Origin of the sequence: Cognatishimia activa, assembly GCF_001458335.1 — a bacterium.
Lineage (GTDB): Bacteria > Pseudomonadota > Alphaproteobacteria > Rhodobacterales > Rhodobacteraceae > Cognatishimia > Cognatishimia activa.
This window is the reverse complement of record NZ_CYTO01000003.1, coordinates 92,315-113,990: the sequence shown is the minus strand read 5'-3', so window position 1 is coordinate 113,990 and position 21,676 is coordinate 92,315. Positions and strand designations below refer to the sequence as shown.

The window sequence follows — 21,676 nt, the reverse complement described above, 5'->3', positions numbered from 1 at the left end:
GGAATATGAGCTTGACCCAGACACCCAATTAGAGAAGCGGACATTCGCTGCGCTCATCCCAAACGTCCGCAATAAGCGGGTTTCCGGACCTTAACCTAAGTCAGTCAAATTGGGGGTTCGGGCAGAATGCCGTCGATTGACAACATCGTAAAGATAGTTTGAATCGGAACCCAACCATTAATTGATAGATTTTGCAGAGTCCGTCGCGAGTTGTGAAAGTTCGCAATTCTTCGTTCTATGGGGAGTCTAGGTCACGCCCGCTCCTGGGATTGCCATTTTAACACCAATTTCCAACTTTGTAGCCCGCGCGCGCTCTAAGCCTTAGTGCTGGACCCTGAGCTCCCTTGCCCTAGATGATACGTTAATTACACCGCTGCTCGAGTTTACATTAACATGGCAACGGCAAAAATCTGCGGCTCGCTAACTTAGAAGGCGCGTCAATTAGTTAGTGCTATCTACGCAAGAACCTGAGGTCTCGCGAACTATTAGCTCTGCGGAGATCTCTGAAACTGCAACTGGTGTCTCAGGTTCTCGAATTCGCTCAAGCAACACGCGAGCCAGACGTCGACCAAGACGATATGGAGACACCGCCATCGTAGTCAGCGGCGGCGTTGCTACGGCTGCATCTTGAATGTCGTCGAACCCGATTACCGACACATCTTCGCCGGGCGTTTGTCCCATACGAGCTAGTGCCAAGCAGGCGCCAAGCGCGACCATGTCACCGTTGCAAACCACGCCGCTTACTTCGGGGTGCGCCTCGCGAAGCGCCGTCATCGCATTCAAACCTGACGGTTTATCATCCGGAGACTCCCATATAATCGCCGGTCCTAAGTTGCGTTCTGCGAGTACGGCTTTGTAGCCCGCGATCCTTTGGTTGCGTACTTCTACGTCGGCAACTCCTCCCAGAAAGGCGATGTGCCGATGTCCGAGATCGGCGAGATAGTTCGTTGCAGTTTTGGTAGCGTCAACATTTAGGATGCCAACGTGATCGAAGTCCGTTGCGCTTTCGCGGCGAAGGAAGGTCACGGTCGGAATACGGTGATTACGTAGAAGATCGAACGTTTCCTGTGGTGTGTCATGGGCTGGAACCCATAGCAGACCGCCGCGCGAACTACGGATGAAAGCTTCCAACTGTCTGCGTTGGCGCTCCGGGTCGTCTTGGGAATCGAGAACCGAGAGCAAATAGCCCTCAGCCTCCAACAGGTCGCTGACGCCGCTGATGACTTCACATCGCTGCGGTTCATAGAAAACCAGTTTAGGTCTGGAGTGCGGACAAAGCCGTCTTTCGCCGACTTGGTTGCTTTTCGAAATAGATAGGCACCTCAATGTCGTGGGCTAGCAGTTGGTGCTCCTAGCGATACGGGGGCGAAGCTCGCAGGGCTATGTTTCCGCGCGTAAATTATTTATGGTGGCTAAACCGCTGTCGACCATTGCAGCGAAGTCCTTAGAGTTTAATGCGGGCGTCCTATGACAGGCACAAAAATTAAAAACATGGAAGAATTCGCCTCTGTTAGCGGCATTTCACGTCCCACTCTGTCCAAGTTTTTTAACAATCCAGACAGTGTCAGGGCATCGACCCGCAAGCGCATTGAAGCCGCTTTGGAACAATATGATTACCAACCCAACCTTTATGCGGTAAATCAAAATCGACGGCTTACTAAGAATATAGGCGTGGTCGTCCCGTATTTGGCCGACCCGTTCTTTGCAAAAATCGCGCGAACGATTGAAGAGTACATCATAGAAACAGGGTTTCGCCCCGTCTTGCTTGGCTCGCATGGTAGCCCAGCAATGGAAATTGCAAATCTTGATAACCTGCGTAGCATAAAACCCGCTGGTGTTCTCCTGGCGCCTTTGGGGCGAGCGTCGGATCAGGAGACGCTTGAAGCCTTCTGCGAAGAAGTCCCGACCGTTCTTTTTGACGCCAATATCGACACGATTGGCGAGGCTTTTGTTGGCTCGAACAACGAACAAAGTATTGGCTTGATTGTGGATTACCTCTGTCGAACTGGCGAAGCACCGTGCTTTTTTGAGATGAGATCCCCCACTAACCCGAACGCTTTTAAGAGGCGGAGCGCCTATATTGCGGCCATGGAAAGGCTGGGGCACACGCCACATTTGATCCAGGCCGAAGGTGAAGGCTGGGAGTTTGAAGAGATCGGCTTTCGCGAAGGAATGCGGGCTCTAAGTGATCGAAACCTGACCACGAATACGATCCTTTGCAGTAACGACCGCCTCGCCATTGGAGTTTTGTCCGCCGCTTTTGAGACGGGGCTAAAAGTTGGAATCGGAGAGGATTGCGATCTACGAATTGCAGGCCACGATGACCATCCCTTTTCCAAATATACCTGCCCCACGCTCACAACGGTTTCGCAAGATTATGAAGCTATAGCAAAGAAAAGCGCCTCACTTCTTCTAGAGCGGATTGAGACTGAAAAGGCCGCCGATTCGCGGCGAGAGGCATTATTCGACGGGCGTTTGATAATGCGGTCCTCCGCTTAAGCAGTTGAGCCTAAAAGGGTAATTTATAAAATTTACGCGCGTAAAGAAATAAATTGACGCAAGTAATTAAGTAGAGCTACCATTTCCTCAAGCATCTACTTTAGGGAGGACGAGGATGTTTAAGAGAAGCGCATTTCGCGCAGCAACCGCCATGGCGCTGCTTGCAGCCGGTGGGGTATCTGCCGAAACACTGACAATTGCGATCGTGAACAACGGTCACATGATCAACATGCAGAAAGTCGCAGAAGCTTACACCGCCGAAACTGGCGTTGAGCTGAACTGGGTCTCTCTGGAAGAAGGCGTCCTGCGTGAGCAGGTTCAATCTGACACCGCAACAGGTGGTGGACAGTATGACATCATCAACATTGGTATGCAGGAAGCACCCATCTGGGGGCAGGCTGGCTGGATTGAGCCGCTTAATTTCTCTGCAGACTATGATGTAGACGACATTCTACCAGCGATGCGCAATGGTTTGTCTCATGATGGACAGCTTTATGCGGCACCGTTTTATGGTGAATCCTCTATGGTGATGTACCGCAAAGACCTGACCGACGCGGCTGGTGTTTCCATCGGCGACAACGACAGCTGGGACAATGTGAAAGCGGCCGCCGCCGCGATCCATGACCCGGACAATGGTGTCTATGGTGCCTGCCTGCGCGGCAAGCCGGGCTGGGGCGACAACATGGCTTTCATCACGACTGTGGTGAACTCTTTCGGTGGCGCGTGGTTTGACGCAGAAGGTCGCCCGCAGCTGGACAGCGCGGAATGGAATGCGGCGATTAACTTCTATGTCGACCTGCTCGGTTCTTATGGCCCTCCAGGTTCGGAAGGTAACTCCTTCAACGAAATTTTGGCGCTTTATAACGAAGGCAAATGCGGCATGTGGATTGACGCCACAATCGCGGCGTCCTTCCTAGAAGTTGACGGCGTGGCATACGCGCAATCTCCGAACGCAGGCAATCCGGTCGGTGCAAACTGGCTATGGGCTTGGGCAATGGCGATCCCTGCGGGCTCTCCTAATGCTGAAGCCGCTGCTGACTTTATCGAGTGGGCGACATCCAAAGACTATGTTCAGGCTGTCGGCAACCACCCAGACTTCGGCTGGGGCTCTGTTCCAACTGGTCAGCGTGCGTCCACTTATGCGATCCCTGAGTTCCAAGCCGCAGCTGGTTTTGCTGCCGCGGAACTGGCCGCAATCGAAAGCGCTGCGCCTGAAGCAACAGATCTGAAACCATATGTTGGCGTACAGTTTGCTGCGATCCCGGAATTCCCAGAGGTCGGCTCTGCCGTTGCTCAGGAAATGGCTGCAGCGCTATCTGGCGCGAAATCGGTCGAAGATGCGCTGGCTGCTGCTCAAGGTGCAGCTGACTCGATCATGAAAGAAGCGGGCTACTACGACTAAGCCTCATCGGGGCCCGGCAGGCATCTCAATGGTTGCCAGGTCCCACCCACGACGTACCACAGGGTTTGCTAGATCGCCTTGGTACCGCCTAACATCCAAGCAATCGCAACCCAAACATAAGATGTGAAACGGAAAAACCGTTTTACTGAGAGGATAGGACCATGTCCGACAGAAAGCTCCCTCGACTTTTACAAAGCCCCGCAGTTCTGCTGCTTTTGGTCTGGATGCTGATCCCGTTGGGAATGACGCTTTATTTTTCGTTCATTCGCTACGTGCTGAACAGCCTTCGCCGGCCAGAGTGGACATCACCAAGCCTCAGCAACTGGCGCGGCTTCGGAAACTACGAATTCGTTCTGAAATCAAAAGATTTCCTCTTCGCTATTCAGAACAGCCTATTCATCGTTTGCAGCATCTTGATCCTGACGGTCATCCTCGGTGTCTTAATCGCAGTTTTGATCAACAAGACATTCCCTGGGCAGGGCATCGTCCGAGTTCTTCTGATCTCACCGTTCTTTGTCATGCCTGCCGTGAACGCCGTTCTCTGGATCAACATGATCCTCGACCCGGTCCTAGGTCTGCAAGGCATCGCAATCGGAAGCATCAATGATCTGATTGATGGCCTAAGAGCTGCGCCTGGCGTGGGCTGGTTCTTCTCACTCTGGCCGGAACTCGAGCCGATTTCCTTTCGGGCAACGCAGACCTCAGCCTATGCGGTCATCATCATGGTGACGTGGCAGTGGACACCTTTCGCAGTCTTGATCTTCATGACCTCGCTGCAATCTGAAGACCAGCAACAGAAAGAAGCTGCGGTTCTGGATGGCGCGAGCCCATGGTCACAATTCCGGTTCCTGACCCTGCCGCATTTGGCGCGACCGATTGCGATTGTGGTCATGATCCAGGCGATCTTTCACCTCTCGCTTTATGCGGAAATCGAAATCGTCAGCCGCGGTACCGGCAACAAGAACCTGCCGTATCTGATCGGTGAATTTGCCAACAACAACATCGGGGCTGCCAGTGCCACAGGCATCTTCGCAGTCATCCTCGCCAACATCGTAGCCTTCTTCCTGCTGCGCATGATTGGCAAGACACTGATGGAATAAGGGACAGAACCAATGGCAATCGTTGCAAAACCCTCAAGATTTTCAAAATACGGTCGGCCAACAGTGGCCTGGGTCGTGGGGCTCTTGTTCTTCTTCCCGATCTTCTGGATGGTCCTGACCAGCTTTAAGACCGACGCGGATGCGGTGAAGCCTGAACACCTGATCTGGTTCACACCGACGCTCGAGAACTACCTGAATATGACCGAGAACTACGACTATTGGCGCTTTGCCAAAAACTCCGTGATCACGGCGGTCTTCGCCACAGCATTCACCCTAGTCGTTGGCATTCCATGTGCCTATGCGATGGCCTTCAACCCAAGCAAGGCAACCAAAGACGTCTTGATGTGGATGCTCTCTACCAAGATGCTTCCAGCGGCGGCCGTGCTTTATCCAATGACCTTCTTGACCAAGTCAGCAGGACTTTTTGATACGCACTTCCTGATCATTCTGGTTCTCAGCCTGATCAACCTGCCGATCGCGATCTGGATGCTTTTCACCTACTTCAAGGAAATCCCGAAGGACATCATTGAAGCCGGTCAAATGGACGGTGTCAGCACAATGGGTGAGATCAAAGAGATCCTGATCCCCCTCGCTTGGGGCGGCATCGCAGCCACCGCGCTTCTTGTGTTCATTTTCTGCTGGAACGAAGCCTATTGGACCGTGCGCTTGACGACGACCGATGCGGCAACGCTCTCCAAACTCATCGAAGGCAACCGGGCCCCTGAAGGTCTCTTCTTCGGACGCCTGTCTGCCGTATCAGCCGCCGCCGTTGGACCAATCGTTGTCCTCGGATGGTTCTGCCAGAAACAACTTGTCCAAGGCTTGACCTTCGGCGCTGTGAAATAAGGAAAGACAATGGGACGTATTCAACTCAAAAACGTGACGAAGAGTTTCGGTGAAACTCAAGTTATCCCACCGCTTGATCTGACCATCGAAGACGGAGAGTTCGCGGTATTTGTTGGCCCATCAGGCTGCGGTAAATCCACCTTGCTGCGGATGATTGCAGGTCTTGAAGACCTCACCTCCGGTAACATCGAAATCGATGGCGATGTCGCCACCGAAGTGCCGCCATCCCAACGCGGTCTGGCTATGGTGTTCCAATCCTACGCGCTTTACCCGCATATGACGGTGCGCAAGAACATCGGCTTTCCGCTGCGCATGGCAAAGATGGAGCAGGCCGAGATCGACCAGCGTGTCGAAACAGCCGCCAAGTCGTTGAACCTGATGGATTACCTAGAGCGTAAACCTGCTGACCTGTCTGGCGGTCAGCGCCAGCGGGTCGCCATTGGCCGCGCGATTGTTCGCGAGCCTGCTGCCTTCCTGTTTGACGAGCCACTGTCAAACCTCGACGCAGCCCTGCGTGTAGGTATGCGCTTGGAAATCGGCGAATTGCATGAACGTTTGAAAACCACCATGATCTACGTGACCCACGACCAGGTCGAAGCGATGACTATGGCGAATAAAATCGTCGTGTTGCGGGCTGGTGTGATCGAACAGGTTGGTTCTCCGCTTGAGCTCTATCACAAGCCGCAAAACGAGTTTGTGGCCGGCTTTATTGGTTCCCCGAAGATGAACTTCGTCAAAGGTCCAGAAGCGGAAAAATATGGGGCAGCGACCATCGGTATTCGGCCAGAACACACGGACGTCAGTATGACTGAAGGTGCATGGAAAGGTCGGGTCGGCGTTGCAGAACACCTTGGCTCTGACACCTTCATTCACGTGCATGATACAGGTCTTGCAGACATGCTGACCGTGCGTGTGACCGGCGACATTTCTGTCAAACACGGCGACACCATCTACCTGACACCGCAGGCTGACCAGATCCACAAATTTGATACACAAGGTCTGAGACTTTAATGGCATCTGCGGCACTCAATACCCAAGCGATCGCGCTGTCAGAGGCGAACCTGCCAAGGCTTCCGGAAAGCGTTGATCTACCTAGCTATGACCGAGCTACCCTCCACCCTGGCATCGTACATATCGGGCTTGGAAACTTTCACCGCGCGCATCAGGCTTGGTACATACATCGCCTGATGCAGGAAGGGCTGGCAAAGGATTGGGCCATCATTGGCGCCAGCGTCAGGCAACAGGATCAAACGATGCGGGATCGATTGATAGCGCAGGACTGTCTGACCACCCTGATCGAGCTTTCTCCAAAAGGCCGATCCGCAGAGATCATCGGATCAATGATTGACTACCTACCAATCGAAAAGGACCATTCTGCGCTGATTGCGAAAATGTCTGATCCCGACATTCGCATCGTTTCTTTGACGATCACGGAGGGGGGATACTTTATATCCGCCAACAAGGGCGGTTTGGATACAGATCATCCTGACATTCGACATGACATCGCAAACCCCGGTTCTCCGCGGACGGTTTTTGGCGCGATTGTTGCAGCCCTTGATAAGCGGCGACAGTCTGGTGTTGGGCCGATCACGGTTCTCAGTTGCGATAATCTTCGTGGGAACGGTGATATCACACGTTCAGCGGTGACTGGCTTGGCAAAACGCATCGATCCTGACCTAGGTAATTGGATTTCTGAGCAATGCAGCTTCCCCAATTCTATGGTGGACTGCATTGTGCCTGCAACCGGCCCCAGTGAACTCGCGTTGGCGCATGGGTTTGGCATCGATGACGCCGCACCCGTCACTCATGAAAATTATAGACAATGGGTCATCGAAGACGATTTTTGCGTGGGCCGACCCGAACTTGAACACGTTGGGGTGATTATTACACCAGATGTTGAGGCCTACGAGGCCATGAAGATCCGCATCCTGAATGCTGGGCATCAGGTGTTAGCCAATGTCGGAGAACTGCTCGGCTTGGAAACTATTGCAGATTGCATGGCTCACCCAGTTGTGTCGCGCTTTTTCCACAAGATCGAACAGGAAGAAATCGCACCTTACGTATCTGCTGTGCCAGGAATGACTCCGCCAAAATACGTCCAGCTCGTCGCGCAAAGGTTCTCAAATCCTGCGATTCAGGACACCACACGGCGGGTTGCCTTCGACGGATCGTCGCGTCATTCAGAATTTCTGCTACCGATCATTCGAGATGCCCTAAATGCCGGGGGATCGATAGAAGGCTTGGCCCTTGTCGAGGCGCTTTGGGCTCGTATGTGTGCCGGAACCCGTGATGACGGAACAGATATTTTCGAGAATGATCCAGATTGGGCACGTTTGACTGAGGTTGCGCAGCAAAGTGCACAGCGGCCAATAACTTGGCTTGAACAAAGCCACATTTATGGAAACCTTGTCGAACACCCTTCGTTTGCTCCCGCATTTTGCAGCTGGTTGGACAGGATTTGGTCTGAAGGGAGCGTTGCCGCGCTTCAAGCCTATCTAAGATAATTCGAAAGCCGAAAATCAAGTGAATTTCGGGCCGGTGTGACTGGGCGCTGCGCTTGCGGCACTTCAAACACGGAGTGGAGAGCTGCACGTCGAATTTAAAAAATAGCAGATCCAAGCCCCAACTTTGAAAACTCTCGACGTTCCGCAACTGCGGCTCTGCCGGGTTCACTCCAATGCAGACATTCGTCAAAACTGCAGCATTGGCGACTTGTGCTCAGAGCCGCCGATTGCGCACGCAGCGCCGATGCAGTCCATGGCAGAAGCGGTTAAGAACCTGATCGACAATGCCATGATCCACGGCGGCGAAAACCTGTCGCAGATCCACGTTACCCTGAAGGCAGACGCTGAAACCGCGTTCTAAGCGAATTTGATCTCTGAGATGTCAAATTTGGACAGGTTTCACAGACCTTCAAACGCAAGTCAGTCTTCCGCCTTTGGTTCTATTCCTGCGGTTACCAAGAGCTAAAAGCAGCCGTCTGGTTTAACAACGGCAGTGGTCGCTTTGTCCAGCGCCTAGATGGTCCGAGCAGGTTGCAGCGAAGGTGCGTTCTCGGATTGGATCATCTGGATGCCTATGGACGTCCGGTTTGGTGACACTCGCCGCACGCAGCGGGCGGTCTGCCGCAACCGCAAAAGGATTCTGCGGCAGCGAAGTGTCAAAACCCAAGGTCGGCTTAGTCTGAAGAGCAGACCTTGCTGCGCGTGTGGCCTTCGCTTTCCTTGACATAGCTTGGCCGCCTGCAGCAAGTCATCGGGCGCTACACCTGCTTTCACCGTCGCTTCGTCCAGGCGCAGACCAGTTCACCGAATTTCTTGCAACGCACAGCGTTGACCCGAACGCGGAACTTCTCTGCTTAAAATCGAGCTCTGATTGGAATGAGATTATTCAAACCGCTCGACCGTCGCTCAAGAGAAGCTGTCACGAGCGCATCAAGCGTTCTCAAGTAGCCCTAAAAGGACACCCGCGGCGCGAACCAAAAAGCGCCACGGGTCTTTTTCGCTTAAGCGGCAACCGGTGCAGCCGCGGCCCCCTCACGACGTCCTTTGCGGAAGAAGGCGTGATAGAACACCGGCGCGGCAATCAGCGTCAGGATCGATGCAAAGGCCAAACCACCCATGATCGTCACGGCCATCGACTGGAAGAAGGCATCCCAGATCAGTGGCAACATGCCCAAGATCGTTGTTGCCGCCGCCAATATAACCGGCCGCAAACGCGATGTGGACGCTTCTACGATCGAGTCAAACTGTAATTGCTGGGGTTTTGCCGCGCGGATCAAGTCGATCTCTTCGACCAAAACAATACCGTTCTTGATCAACATGCCGGACAAAGACAGCAAACCAAGCAGCGCCGTGAAGGTGAATGGCATGCCAGTCCCCAACAATGCCAAGGCAACGCCGTTCACCGACATGGGCACCAAAAGCCAAATGATCAGTGGCTGACGCAGGGCATTAAACAACAGCACCGAAATCAGAACCATGATCAAAAGGCTCAAAGGCAGCTGCTGGGCCAAGCTGGCCTGAGCGTCGCTAGAGCTTTCGTACTCTCCACCCCATTCCATCTTGTAGCCAGCGGGCAGCGGCATCTCTTCAATGGCTTGCTGCACTTCTGCCTGCACTTGCGCCGCGGTAACCCCTTTGGTGACGTCAGCACCCACTGTGATCGTCAGAACCCGGTCGCGACGCATAACAAGCGTGTTCTGTGCCTCAAAACGCAGCCCTTCGACCACCTGATCAAACGGAACATAGCTTTGGCCAGATGTTGAGAAAATCACCTGATCAGCGAAGGAGAGTTCATCTTCCGGGGATACACGTACAATGATCGGGATCTGACGTTCGCCTTCGCGGTAGACCCCTGCATCAATGCCCTCGGTTGCAAATCGCATCGAGTTGGTGATGTCATCCCGCGTGATCCCCGCTTCTTGCGCACGCTCGGTTGCGTAGATCGGACGAAGCACTTGCTCCATCTCACGCCAATCAACGCGCGGGGCCACGATATCCGCCGAGCTCGCCTGCAACAAAGCGCCAGCTTGGTCTGCGAGATCACGGAGCACGTCAGGATCGGACCCAGAGAAACGCACCTGAATTGGGTCACCGCCGCCAGGACCAAAGGCCAGACGTTTGGCGCGGAATTCACCTTGCGGCAGGGCTGCTGCAGCAAAGGCTTCCATTTCTGCAATCAATGGCGCGATTTCGTTGATCGTTTGGGTGCGCACGATGATATGGCCATAGCTCGGATTCGGGTCTTCCGCCTGATAAGTCAGCATGAAGCGCGCTGCCCCCTGCCCTGCATAGGCCGTCGACGACACGACATCTTCTTGGTCAGCTAGCCAGTTTTCCAGCACCTCCAGATCGCGTGAGGTTTCATGGATCGAAGCCCCTTGCGCAAGTTTGTAATGCACAAAGAAAAGCGGCGTGTTGCTGTCCGGGAAAAACTGTTGTTTGACCTGTCCAAACATCGCGAAACAAACCACGGTAATCGCCAGCAGGCCCGGAATGATCAGCCACCAGATGCGCAAGCAAAGGCGCAGCAGACCGGCGTAGGCGCGGAACATAACGCCATCATAGGCATCATCAGATCCTGCTGTGCCCTGACGGAAGAAGTAGTGGCCCAAGATCGGCGTCACAGTAAGCGCCAAAATCCAAGACAGCATCAGTGAAATCGCGATCACTGCAAAGAGAGAGAACAAGAACTCCCCTGTTGCGTCGCTACTGAGACCGATCCCGGCAAAGGCCATGATACCAATGACCGTCGCCCCAAGCAGTGGGATTTGTGTTTTACCGGCAGCATCTTCAGCAGCTTTGCGGGAGTTCATTCCTCGCCGCATCGATATCTGCATGCCTTCGGCGACAACGATCGCATTGTCCACAAGCATCCCCATGGCAATGATCAAAGCACCCAAGGAAATCCGCTCCATCTCGATTGCGAAAATTGCCATGAAGAACAGCGTTCCGACCACCGTCAAAAGCAAAGTCATACCCACCACGACGGCAGCGCGCCAACCCATGAACAACGCAAGGACGATCACCACGATGCTCACGGACATGGCGAGGTTCACAAGGAAATCGTTTGATGCGTTCTCGACCACAATGTGCTGCTGATAGATCGGATGCAGATCCACTCCCACAGGGATTTGCGGCGCCAGCTGAGCAAGCTTCGCGTCAGCACGGTGACCCACTTCCACGATGTTTTCACTCGCCAACCCAGCGATACCCAACGTGAAGGCCGAGACGCCGTTGTGCCTGATCATGATATCTGGGGTTTCTTCTCGGCTACGACTGACTTGAGAGAAATCGAATAGGTTCAAAACCTGGCCACCTAATCCAACGGCCAGACCGGCGATCTCGGATACAGTGTCAGACCCCGTCGGACCCTGGATCAGCGTACGACCATTCACACTTTGGAGTGAACCGCCATCGGTGACCGAGTTTGAGTCGGCAATCGCCTGTGTAATCGCTCCCGGGGAGACCCCAAGGTTGGTTGTGATTTCAAGATCGGGTTCAACGTAAATGACCTCTTCCGGCAATCCCGAGACATTTACATCGGCCACCCCTTGGACAGTCAGTAGCTCTCGCCTCAGAAAGGTCGACAATTGGTGAATTTCTGCATCGGAATAACCAGGCGCAGTGACCGCGTAGTAGATGCCATAAACGTCGCCAAACCCGTCATTCACAAAGGGGTGCGCGGCGCCGCTCGGCAATCTTGCGCTGTTGACGCGATTGCGAAGTTTTGTCCAAATTTCAGGCAGTTCCGCCCCATCAAATTGGTCCTGCATATCCACTGTGATCCAAGACAGACCGGGTTGGTTCATAGAGCGGATTTCCCGCACCTCTGACATCTTTTGGATTTCAGATTCCAGTGGTTCCGACACTTCGCGTGCGACCTGTCGTGCATCAGCGCCCGGGTATTGGGTGACTACGACAGCGGTTTTGATGGTAAAGGCCGGATCTTCGAGACGGCCAAGGTTGAAGAACCCCCAGATACCGCCAAACATGCAGATCAACATAATGATCCACGTTTGGACGGGCCGCGAAATGGATGCGCTTGCTACGTTCATACCAGCACCCTTAGTTCGCGAAGCCAGTGAAACGGCGTGCGGATGCGCCATCGGTCAAGCGGCTCGCCCCGCTCGCGACGATCTCTTGACCATCGCTAAGGCCGGACACCACTTGCACATTTCCATTCACATCAGGGACGATTTCGATATCGACCGCCCGCAAGGTCCCCTCATCGGCACCAGCAGGTTCAAAGACCAGGGCCATTGGGGTTCCGTCATTGGCGTTTTTGATGGCGGATGCGGGAATAAGAATGCGTTGATCATTGTTGCTTAGGGTCGCGGACACAGTGACCGACGAGCCGGGCAGAACCACAAGATCATCCGGTGGGGTCATCCCAAGCGTAATGCGGAACGTCTGACCGACAGCAGAGGTCTCCGCATTAAACTCACGCACTTCCAACGGAAACACGGTATCGCTTGCTGGGAATTTCGCACTCAGAGTCACATCCGGATCACGCCCAGCGCGTTGAAACAGAACCTCTGGTACATCAATTTCGATGCGTAGGTCAGACATATCATGCAGCCGCGCCACCGGGGTGCCCGCATTGATTGTCGAGAACTTGGCAACGTTGCGAGACGCCACCAACGCGTCAAACGGTGCATGCAGAGTCGCATTGTTCAAAGAACGCTGCGCGTTTCGTTGAGAAATGTCAGCCAATTGCGCTTGGGTTTGCGCATCGTCGACGGTCACTTGGCTAACGGTATTGCCCTGCAACTTCGTCAAACGCTCTACAGTTCGATCCGCCTGATCCTTTTGCACAACAGCTTGATCCAACGCGAGCTCAAACGGTTCTAAATCCAACTGCGCGATCACCGCACCTTCGGGCACCACCGCCCCCTCGACGATCGGGAGTTGAACGATTTGCCCCGCAACCTGGAATGCCAAATCAACAGTTTCTTTCGCAGCAACCTGACCAAAGAACACCCGCGTGACCTGATCAGCGCCCGCGTTCACAGTGACCAGTTTCACTAGGCTCTGCTCTTCTTGAGCAAGCGCCAATTGCGGTGTGGCGAGCACCGCAAAGGCGGCAGCTAATAATGGGCGATACATGCGGTTTCTCCACTGTCCTGTGCGTCGTGCCCCAAAGATAGCTAGGTTGATTGCCCATGCAAGCGCTGGAGGTGTCGAAAAGATGCCATATGATGACAAACGACTGGTCAAGGGCGACAAAGCGAGAGCTATTTATGGCTGCGCAGAGCAGTCTCGCGAATTTGCCCAGCCGTCACACCTTTGTGGTCACGCAGGCTGCGCGTCAGATGAGACGCATCACAAAACCCATTCGCCACAGCAACGTCTGCCACACTGCGGCCAGTGCGGCGCAGCTGGTCTATCGCGCGATTTAAGCGCAAATCACGATAGAACTCTGACGGCGTGTCTCCGGTATCAATGCGAAAGCGCCGCTCAAGCGTCCGGCGTCCAACCTTTAAGGTGTCAGCGAGCGCCTCAATGGACTTTGGAACTTCTAGGTTCTGATTCATCAAATGCATGCAACGTTTCACCAACGGATCTTGAGCCGACCGTTCTGGAACACCAGCCGGCTGTGGACGATCGGCACTCAAAGCACGATCAATTGTCATGATATTCAAGCTCTTAGCAGCCGCAGCATCGCCGATGTGACGAGCAATTATATAGGCGGCCATATGGGCTGACCCGTGCCCCCCGGAACAGGTTAGACGGTCTCGATCAACCACAAAAATCTGATCCGATACCGGGCGTTCGTTTTCAAACCGATCCACGAACTCCTGATGGTGGAACCAGTTCACACAACAGCGGTACCCCTTCAACAGCCCCGCCTCTTGCAGAATGAACACACCAGTGCACAGGCCAACAATTGGCACTCCGCCCGCGGCTTGTTCGTGCAGATATCTTAGCATCTCTGGCGCAAGGTTACTGCCATCCCCAATCAGCCCACCGACAACGACGATGTAGTCGTAAGCGCGCGCATTGCGCAGGCGCGTGTCGGGCTGGATTTTAAAACCTCCACTGGACCGGATCATATCCATGTCATGAGAGAGCACATCCCAGTCACATAAAATACGCCGAGATTTATCGTCTTCATCAGACGCAAGCCGCACCACATCCGCGAAACTTGCAAAGGCGGACATGGTAAAACGATTGGCCAGAATGAAGCCAATCAAAAGAGGTTTACGACGCGGTTGCTGCATGACGCAATTATACCCAAAAAGTGACGCGAATATTCCAGCACGATCCGCTGCATTTATCCAGAGTTTTTCTTCGAGACTCTCATCAGGCTTTGGATCCGCCATGACCCGTTTTAACGCCCTCAATCTGTTTAAGAACGCCCTTTCCGGCCATAAGAACTGGACCGAACAGTGGCCCGACAGCCAGCCCAAAGACGAATATGACGTTGTTGTCATTGGTGCGGGCGGCCATGGGCTTGGGGCCGCTTACTATTTGGCCAAAGAACACGGCATCACCAATGTGGCTGTATTGGACAAAGGTTGGCTTGGGGGCGGCAACACTGGGCGCAACACCACGATCATCCGCTCGAACTATCTCTATGACGAGAGCGCGCGGCTCTATGATCACTCCGTCGATCTGTGGCAAAACCTCAGCCAAGACCTGAACTACAACGTCATGTATTCCAATCGCGGCGTGTTGATGCTGGCCCATAACCAGCACGACGTCCAAAGCTCGCAGCGCCATATTCACGCGAACCGATTGAACGGCGTCGATAACCGTTGGCTCACCCCCGAAGAATGCAAAAAGTTCTGCCCGCCGCTCAATATCTCGGGGAACGCGCGCTATCCGGTCCTTGGCGGAGCGCTTCAAGAACGCGGCGGCACCGCCCGCCATGATGCGGTTGCATGGGGTTATGCGCGCGGCGCGTCGGAACGTGGTGTCGACATCATCCAAAACTGCGCAGTCACCGCAATCCGCCGTAATCCAGACGGTTCCGTCGCGGGCGTTGAGACTGAGAAAGGCTTTATCAAAGCCAAAAAAGTCGCGGTATCTGCCGCTGGGCACACATCCGTCGTCATGCAAACCGCAGACGTGCAACTGCCGCTGGAAAGCTTCCCGCTTCAGGCGTTGGTGTCTGAGCCCATCAAGCCCGTCGTGCCTTGCGTGGTTATGTCCAACGCGGTGCATGCCTATATCAGCCAATCTGACAAAGGCGAGCTGGTGATTGGCTCGGGCACAGACCAATACACCTCCTACTCTCAACGGGGTGGCCTTCCGCTGATCGAACATACTGTATCTGCGATCACCGAGATGTTCCCGATCTTCAACCGCATGCGCATGTTGCGCAAATGGGGCGGCATCGTTGACGTGACACCTGACCGGTCCGCTATCATTTCAAAGACACCTGTGCAGGGTCTTTACGTGAACTGCGGCTGGGGCACAGGTGGCTTCAAGGCAACGCCGGGGGCAGCGCATACGCTGGCCTGGACCGTTGCCAAAGACGAGCCCCACCCGATCAACGCCCCCTTCACCATCGAACGTTTCCGCAATGGCCGTTTGATTGACGAAGCCGCCGCTGCGGCCGTCGCCCACTAACGCCCGCGCAAAGGAAAGATACGCCAATGCTTATGATCCATTGCCCCTATTGCGACGAACTGCTGCCCGAAGCAGAGTTCGCCTATGCTGGCGAAGCCCATATCATTCGCCCCGAAGATCCCTCTGCGGTCAGCGACGAAGAATGGGAGAAATTCCTCTTCATCCGCACCAACGTGAAGGGCCTGCATTTTGAACGCTGGCGGCATGTGCACGGCTGTGGTCGTTTCTTCAATGCAGTGCGCGACACGGTCAGCGACCGCATCTTGATCACCTACAAAGCAGGCGAACCAAAGCCTGAGTTGGACAAACTTCTCGCGGAGGTCGGCCAATGAGCAACTATCGCGTCAAAGGTCTCGGCCGCGTCGACACCGGCAAACCAGTGACTTTCACTTTCGATGGAAAGTCCTACTCGGGCTTTAAGGGCGACACGGTCGCCTCCGCTCTGCTCGCCAATGGTGTTCACCTCATGGGACGGTCGTTCAAGTCCCACCGCCCGCGCGGCGCTGTGACAGCGGGTTCTGAGGAACCCAACGCATTGATTGGCACCCGCCGTGGACCGGGCCGGTTCGAGCCCAACACCCGCGCAACGGTGCAGGAAATCTATGGCGGGCTAGAGACCAACTCGCAAAACAAATACCCAAGTCTCAAATTTGACGTGGGTGCCGTGAACGACGCGGCCTACATGCTGTTTTCCGCTGGGTTCTACTACAAAACCTTCATGTGGCCGAAGTCATTCTGGGACAAGGTCTATGAGCCGTTCATCCGTGCCGCCGCCGGTTTGGGCGTCTCTCCGTCTGAGGAAGACCCAGACACCTATGCTTCCCGCTATCTGCACTGCGATTTGTTGATTGTGGGTGCCGGTCCAACCGGTATCGCCGCAGCAAAAGCCGCGATCGGCAAGGGGTTGAAAGTCGTTCTGGTCGACGAAAACGCCGAAGTGGGCGGGACACTCTTGTCTGAACCACAGTCAAAGATTGATGGCACAGCCGCATGGGAGTGGCTTGAGACAGAGATTGCCGCGTTGAAAGACGCGGGCGTCAAAGTCATGACCCGCACAACGGCAATCGGCTATTACCACCAGAACATGATTGGCATGGTCGAAAAGCTCACCGACCACCTGCCAGAACTTCCCACCGACATGCCCCGAGAACGCATGTGGCGCGTGCGCGCCAAGCAAGTGGTTCTGGCACAAGGCGCATTGGAAAAACCGCTTGTTTTCCACGGAAACGACCGCCCAGGCATCATGCTGGCAGGCTCGGCGCAAACCTTCCTGAATCGGTACGGCGTCAAAGTCGGCAACGCGCCTGTTGTCATCACAAGCCATGACAGCGCTTGGTATGCAGCCTTCGACCTGCACGACGCGGGAGCGAAAGTTCGCGCTATTGTCGATACGCGCGAGGATGTGCCGGATGACTTGACCAAAGCCGCCCGAGAGCGCGGGATTGACGTCAAAGTCTCCCACACCGCAACGGCGACATCAGGCCGCCTGCGGGTCAGCGGCATTCGCGTAAACGCCATGAAAGGCGGCGCGGTCGAGCAAGGCACATGGATTTCATGTGACTGCGTGCTCATGTCCGGCGGCTGGACCCCCTCTTTGCATCTCTTCTCCCACACCAAAGGCAAATTGACGTGGGACGAAGACCAAACCACGTTCCTGCCGGAACACACACCAGAAGACTGCGTTGTAGCTGGAGCTGGGCGCGGCCTGTGGGGCGTGAAGGCAGCACTTGATGATGGGGTTGCACAAGCAGCCAAGGCGTTGACTGCTTTGGACCAAAAACCAGATACGGCAGCTTACGATGTCACAGATGACCGCACCGGCACCGGTGTCACCTATCGCGAGCTGCCCACAGACAAAAACACCAGCAAAGCCAAAGCTTTTGTCGATTTCCAAAACGACGTGACTGCGAAAGACCTGCGTTTGGCCGTGCGCGAGGGCATGCGCTCGATCGAGCATGTGAAACGCTACACCACCAACGGCATGGCCACCGATCAGGGCAAAATGTCCAATATCAACGGCCTCAATATTGCGGCCGATGCTTTGGGCAAAGAACAACCGAAGGTGGGCCTCACCACCTTCCGCCCGCCTTACACACCAACAACCTTTGGCGCGTTTGCGGGCTACCATCGTGGCGATCACTTTGAAATCACGCGCAAAACCCAGATCGACAGCTGGGCCGAAGACCAAGGCGTAGCCTTTGAGCCTGTAGGCCAATGGCGCCGTGCTTGGTATTTCCCAAAACCGGGCGAAGACATGCACGCTGCGGTAAAACGCGAATGCAAAGCGGTGCGCGACAGCGTTGGCATGTTTGACGCGTCCACCTTGGGTAAAATCGAAATCGTTGGCCCAGACGCAGTCGAGTTCATGAACCGTATGTACACCAACCCATGGACCAAACTGGGTGTGGGCAAATGCCGGTATGGCATCCTTTTGGGGGATGATGGTTTCATCCGCGACGATGGTGTGATCGGGCGCTTATCTGACGACCGCTTCCACGTGACAACCACCACCGGCGGTGCCCCGCGCGTGCTGAATATGTTTGAGGACTACCTGCAAACCGAGTGGCCGGATCTCAATTGCTGGCTGACCTCAACGACCGAGCAATGGTCCGCCATTGCCGTGCAAGGTCCAAACGCGGCGAAGCTGCTTGCCCCATTGGTCGAAGGTGTTGAGCTCACGGACGCCGCCTTCCCCCATATGTCTTGCGCAGAATGCACCGTAGCTGGAATCCCAGCACGCTTGTTCCGCATCAGCTTTACGGGAGAATTGGGCTTTGAAATCAACGTCCCTGCTCCTTACGGGCGCCAGCTTTGGGAGAAAATCTGGGAAGCAGGACAAGCCTACAATGTAACCGCCTATGGCACTGAAACAATGCACGTCCTCCGCGCCGAAAAAGGCTACATCATTGTCGGCCAAGACACCGACGGCACCGTGACACCACACGACGCGGGCGTTGCTTGGGCCATTGGCAAGAAGAAACCCGACTTCGTGGGCAAACGGGGTCTGGAACGTCCTGACTTGAAAGCGCCAAACCGCAAACATCTGGTGGGCCTGCTGACAGAGGATAAATCCTGCCTCGAAGAAGGCGCACAGATCGTCTTTGATCCAAACCAACAGATCCCAATGAAGATGGTGGGCCATGTTACCTCGTCTTACGACGAAGGCACCACAGATCAGCCAATCGCAATGGCCTTGGTCGAGGGCGGCTTTGATAGGATGGGCGAAACCGTCTACATCCCAATGCCCGACCGCACCATTGCCGCCAAAATCACCAGCCCGATCTTTGTAGATCCGGACAACACTCGCCTGAAGATCGGAGCTTAAGATGTCTTTGCAAATCTCATCCCTAAGCCCCGAAACGCTGATTCACACAGGCGACGTCCAAATCACAGTAACGGGGGAAACTGGACGCATTTCATTGCGCGCGCGCGGGAAATTAGCCCCTCTCGACAAAGCACTTGGTGTGAAACTGCCAACCAAAATCGGCACGCGCGCCAATAAAGGCGATGTCGAAGCGCTTTGCCTCGGACCAGATGAATGGCTCATCCTTTGCCCAAACGATGACGTTTCTGCCCTGAAAGCAGCCTGCGACGCGATTTATGAGAAACTGCCGCACAGTTTCACCGATATCTCAGCACGTGAAATCACATTGAGTATCACCGGGCCACAAGCCGCAGAGCTGCTCACAATCGGTTGCCCACGTGATATCGCGTCAATCGGTGTCGGCGAAGCCCGTCGCACCGTGTTTGACAATGCGAGCGTCGTGCTTTGGTGCGATGGCCCTGACCAATTCCGCTTGGACCTTTGGAACAGCTTTGCACCCTACTCAGCGGAACTGCTGATCACTGGTGCGAAAGAGTTCTCAGCAGAAACAGCGCTTACCTAAGCTTTCCCAATAAATAAGCGGCCCAGAGTCTCTCCGGGCCGCTCAACACTCGCTACCAACACCTGTTTGCGGCGTTAACCGGCAACCACTTTCTGGGTTTGGCCACCAAGGCCACTTACGCCGAGTTCCATTACGTCGCCCGCTTTCAAATACCGCTCTGGCTTTTGGCCCATACCAACACCGGGCGGGGTGCCCGTGGTAATCACGTCACCTGGTTGCAAGCTCATGAACTGGGACAAATGGGCAATGATTTGCGCCACGGTAAAGTGCATCGTGCGTGTAGATCCAGACTGCTGGCGCTCACCGTTCACATCTAGATACATCTCCAGGTCCTGTGGATTTGGCACCTCATCACGGGTCACCAGCCAAGGACCAATCGGTCCAAACGTGTCGCAAGACTTCCCCTTGATCCACTGACCCGAGCGATGCAGCTGAAAATCTCGCTCGCTCACGTCATTCACGACGCAATACCCAGCCACATAGTCCAGCGCGTCTTCGACGGACACGTATTTCGCCGTCTTGCCGATGACAAAACCAAGTTCCACTTCCCAGTCGGTTTTCTCGCCACCTCGGGGGATTTCCACATCGTCATTCGGACCGGAAATCGCAGATGTTGCTTTGGCGAACACCACCGGTTCATCCGGCAGCTGCATGCCTGCCTCTTCTGCGTGATCGCTGTAGTTCAGACCGATACAGATGAACTTTCCCACTTGGCCCACACATGGCCCAATCCGTGGATTTCCTTCGACCACTGGCAAGGTTTGCGGATCAACGGTGCGGAGCGCATCAAGCCCTGCATCGCTTAACACATCACCAGCGATGTCAGAGACAACTTCCGACAGGTCGCGCACCTGACCATCTGTATCAAGCAAACCGGGTTTTTCTGCGCCGCTTGGCCCATAGCGTAGAAGCTTCATTATTTTTTCTCCTCAGAATTCCTCAAATTTCGGTGCGGGCGCAGCATTCGCTCACCCTTAAGAACTCGTTCGCCCAAAACCATGGCATCCATGCCGCGGTCAGGCTTGTTTTGTTGCGCTTTGGCATTCCACACTGGTATATGCCGGATCTCTCAGATATCATCTAGAAAAAAGGATCTTAGATGAATATCGCCGCCAGCCAACCGTTTACGATACCCGACATCTACCTGTCGGAATTGCCGACTGGTGCGGCCAAAACTGCGGTGAACACCTTGGGTCAAAAGATCGCGCGTGGTGAATTCCCCATCGGGTCCACCATTCCCATGGAAGCCGAATTGACCGAGATGCTGGGTGTGTCCCGCACCGTGGTTCGGGACGCGATCAAAGTGCTGTCCGGCAAAGGCATGCTGCGCACCGCACGCCGCTATGGCACACGCGTGCTGCCGTTTGAGAACTGGAACCTGATCGACCCGGACGTGATCAAGTGGCACGATCCCGACAGCCCCACGGCGAAGCGGATTTACCAAAACAGCACGCAATTGCGCTACATCATTGAACCGGAAGCGGCGGCACTTGCCGCGGTCAATGCCACGCAGAAACAGCGGGATACCATTCTGGCGGCAGCGCAGCACATCAGCCCTGGGCCTTACGGCGCGGAAGGTATGATTGCGGCGGATTATACGTTCCACGCCACGATTCTTGAAAGCACCGGCAACATCATGTTGCGCCAGATGCAGGGACTGATCTTGGCGGTCTTGCAATTCGCCTACCCCACTGGCGCGCAAGCCGCACCGGATGAGAAAGTTTCGCGCCGCAACCATATTCTTGTGGCGGAAGCGATTGCTGATGGCGATCCAGAAAAAGCGCGTGCGCGCATGACGACCATGCTCACGCAAAACAAACAGATCGCCGAGCGCATCGACGCCGGCGATCTTTAAAGTTTGTA

General features: G+C 54.8%; 17 protein-coding genes. 12 read left to right on the top strand and 5 right to left on the bottom strand.

Features of this window, described 5'->3' with window-relative positions:
• Positions 1–441 precede the first annotated feature (441 nt).
• A complete protein-coding gene (locus tag TA5113_RS01120; protein ID WP_082625780.1) occupies positions 442–1,326 on the bottom strand; it encodes a substrate-binding domain-containing protein in 885 nt (294 codons plus the stop codon).
• A gap of 141 nt (positions 1,327–1,467) precedes the next feature.
• On the opposite strand from TA5113_RS01120, the gene TA5113_RS01115 reads away from it, so the two are divergent.
• The 7 genes from TA5113_RS01115 (at position 1,468) to TA5113_RS01085 (ending at position 8,712) form a co-directional block, all read left to right on the top strand.
• Entirely contained in the window at positions 1,468–2,499 is a 1,032-nt protein-coding gene (locus tag TA5113_RS01115) for a LacI family DNA-binding transcriptional regulator (RefSeq protein WP_058313800.1), read from the top strand.
• Between the two features lie 151 nt (positions 2,500–2,650).
• A complete protein-coding gene (locus TA5113_RS01110) occupies positions 2,651–3,901 on the top strand; it encodes an ABC transporter substrate-binding protein (RefSeq protein ID WP_058313908.1) in 1,251 nt (416 codons plus the stop codon).
• A 161-nt stretch (positions 3,902–4,062) separates the two neighbouring features.
• Complete coding sequence (locus TA5113_RS01105; RefSeq protein WP_058316581.1) at positions 4,063–5,001, top strand: carbohydrate ABC transporter permease; 939 nt, start codon at positions 4,063–4,065, stop codon at positions 4,999–5,001.
• A gap of 12 nt (positions 5,002–5,013) precedes the next feature.
• The gene (locus TA5113_RS01100) at positions 5,014–5,847 is read left to right on the top strand and encodes a carbohydrate ABC transporter permease (RefSeq protein ID WP_058313802.1); all 834 of its coding nucleotides are present in this window, start codon (positions 5,014–5,016) and stop codon (positions 5,845–5,847) included.
• Positions 5,848–5,856: 9 nt separating this feature from the next.
• Positions 5,857–6,858, top strand: coding sequence for an ABC transporter ATP-binding protein (locus TA5113_RS01095; RefSeq protein WP_058313803.1), 1,002 nt, complete (start codon positions 5,857–5,859; stop codon positions 6,856–6,858).
• Entirely contained in the window at positions 6,858–8,351 is a 1,494-nt protein-coding gene (locus TA5113_RS01090) for a mannitol dehydrogenase family protein (RefSeq protein WP_058313804.1), read from the top strand. The genes TA5113_RS01095 and TA5113_RS01090 overlap by 1 nt, the downstream gene beginning before the upstream one ends.
• Before the next feature lie 124 nt (positions 8,352–8,475).
• A complete protein-coding gene (locus tag TA5113_RS01085; protein ID WP_058313805.1) occupies positions 8,476–8,712 on the top strand; it encodes a hypothetical protein in 237 nt (78 codons plus the stop codon).
• Between the two features lie 640 nt (positions 8,713–9,352).
• Here the strand turns inward: TA5113_RS01085 and TA5113_RS01075 are convergent.
• The 3 genes from TA5113_RS01075 to TA5113_RS01065 form a co-directional block, all read right to left on the bottom strand.
• The gene (locus TA5113_RS01075; protein WP_058313806.1) at positions 9,353–12,406 is read right to left on the bottom strand and encodes an efflux RND transporter permease subunit; all 3,054 of its coding nucleotides are present in this window, start codon (positions 12,404–12,406) and stop codon (positions 9,353–9,355) included.
• A 10-nt stretch (positions 12,407–12,416) separates the two neighbouring features.
• The gene (locus tag TA5113_RS01070; RefSeq protein WP_058313807.1) at positions 12,417–13,457 is read right to left on the bottom strand and encodes an efflux RND transporter periplasmic adaptor subunit; all 1,041 of its coding nucleotides are present in this window, start codon (positions 13,455–13,457) and stop codon (positions 12,417–12,419) included.
• Between the two features lie 128 nt (positions 13,458–13,585).
• Positions 13,586–14,674, bottom strand: coding sequence for a GlxA family transcriptional regulator (locus tag TA5113_RS01065; RefSeq protein ID WP_245627108.1), 1,089 nt, complete (start codon positions 14,672–14,674; stop codon positions 13,586–13,588).
• On the opposite strand from TA5113_RS01065, the gene TA5113_RS01060 reads away from it, so the two are divergent.
• From TA5113_RS01060 to TA5113_RS01045, 4 genes are read left to right on the top strand one after another with little or no spacing between them, the layout of a single operon-like run.
• Positions 14,673–15,926: a sarcosine oxidase subunit beta family protein gene (locus tag TA5113_RS01060; RefSeq protein ID WP_058313808.1), complete on the top strand. Its 1,254-nt coding sequence runs from the start codon at positions 14,673–14,675 to the stop codon at positions 15,924–15,926. The genes TA5113_RS01065 and TA5113_RS01060 overlap by 2 nt on opposite strands.
• Before the next feature lie 26 nt (positions 15,927–15,952).
• The gene (locus TA5113_RS01055; protein ID WP_058313809.1) at positions 15,953–16,258 is read left to right on the top strand and encodes a sarcosine oxidase subunit delta; all 306 of its coding nucleotides are present in this window, start codon (positions 15,953–15,955) and stop codon (positions 16,256–16,258) included.
• Positions 16,255–19,251: a sarcosine oxidase subunit alpha gene (locus TA5113_RS01050; protein ID WP_058316579.1), complete on the top strand. Its 2,997-nt coding sequence runs from the start codon at positions 16,255–16,257 to the stop codon at positions 19,249–19,251. The genes TA5113_RS01055 and TA5113_RS01050 overlap by 4 nt, the downstream gene beginning before the upstream one ends.
• A 1-nt stretch (position 19,252) precedes the next feature.
• Complete coding sequence (locus TA5113_RS01045) at positions 19,253–19,813, top strand: sarcosine oxidase subunit gamma (protein ID WP_058313811.1); 561 nt, start codon at positions 19,253–19,255, stop codon at positions 19,811–19,813.
• A gap of 74 nt (positions 19,814–19,887) precedes the next feature.
• Here the strand turns inward: TA5113_RS01045 and TA5113_RS01040 are convergent, their stop codons facing one another.
• Entirely contained in the window at positions 19,888–20,730 is an 843-nt protein-coding gene (locus TA5113_RS01040) for an ureidoglycolate lyase (protein ID WP_058313812.1), read from the bottom strand.
• Between the two features lie 182 nt (positions 20,731–20,912).
• Here TA5113_RS01040 and TA5113_RS01035 point away from each other — a divergent pair, with 182 nt between their 5' ends.
• Complete coding sequence (locus TA5113_RS01035) at positions 20,913–21,668, top strand: FadR/GntR family transcriptional regulator (protein ID WP_058313813.1); 756 nt, start codon at positions 20,913–20,915, stop codon at positions 21,666–21,668.
• Positions 21,669–21,676 lie beyond the last annotated feature (8 nt).